The sequence below is a fragment of the Saccharopolyspora antibiotica genome, assembly GCF_047200635.1.
Lineage (GTDB): Bacteria > Actinomycetota > Actinomycetes > Mycobacteriales > Pseudonocardiaceae > Saccharopolyspora_C.
Genome location: NZ_JBJZOI010000054.1, coordinates 1 through 466, shown reverse-complemented (window position 1 = coordinate 466; position 466 = coordinate 1). Strand labels below are relative to the sequence as shown.

1 protein-coding gene is annotated in these 466 nt (G+C 63.7%); it reads right to left on the bottom strand.

Features of this window, described 5'->3' with window-relative positions:
• Positions 1–14: 14 nt before the first annotated feature.
• A partial coding sequence (locus ACL03H_RS23860) for a DUF3558 family protein (RefSeq protein WP_412813549.1) occupies positions 15–466 on the bottom strand: 452 nt, incomplete at its 5' end.

Genomic DNA, 466 nt, shown 5'->3' with positions numbered 1-466 from the left:
AGCCCCTTCCCACATCACTCCGGCAACCGCGAAGCCGTCTGACCAGCGATCTTCTCGATCTCCCCACACGGATCAGCCACGGAATCCTTAAAGAATCCCGTGAGCTGATACAGAGCAACCCCTTCGCCCGCGGGAACCACCACGTTGCAGACTCCTTGTCCGGTCGCCCCCACAGGAATCACCCGCGCAGCCCGGCGCCCCGCAATCTGCACGTCGGCATACTCGTCCCACGCGCCAGCTCTGAGGCTTTCCACCGTCTCATCCGCGTTCTTCTGCAACGCGAGGCCGAACTTGTCCCCATCCCAGGAACATCCCGGCTGGAAGCTGACCTGCGTGAACTCCTTCGCCTGAGTGGACAGGCCGAACGACGTCAGCTCCTCCGGCTGGAAAAAAACGCACGGTTCGAAGCTCTCCAGCCCCTCGCTCTCTCCACTCGGCGTCGCCCCCGAGGCACTACCGCCGCCAG